Source organism: Acinetobacter sp. WC-141 (assembly GCF_000313935.1).
Classification (GTDB): Bacteria; Pseudomonadota; Gammaproteobacteria; order Pseudomonadales; family Moraxellaceae; genus Acinetobacter.
This window is the reverse complement of sequence record NZ_AMSS01000007.1, coordinates 1-208: the sequence shown is the minus strand read 5'-3', so window position 1 is coordinate 208 and position 208 is coordinate 1. Positions and strand designations below refer to the sequence as shown.

At 45.7% G+C, this 208-nt stretch carries 1 pseudogene; it reads left to right on the top strand.

Annotated features, from left to right (window positions below):
- Positions 1-208 (top strand): annotated as a pseudogene (locus ACINWC141_RS00830) (major capsid protein); the annotation flags it as partial.

Genomic DNA, 208 nt, shown 5'->3' with positions numbered 1-208 from the left:
TATCTGGTGACGATCCACTTGGTGCTGTTGGTGATCTGGTTGCAGATTACTGGTCGCGTGAGTTTCAAGGTTTTACCGTAAATACACTTAAAGGTGTGTTTGGTGCAACCAGTATGGCGGGTAATACTCACGATATTTCTGCTGGAACTGGAGCAGCCGCTGTAATTGATGGCGTATCTTTTGTTGATGCTTCATACAAGCTTGGGGA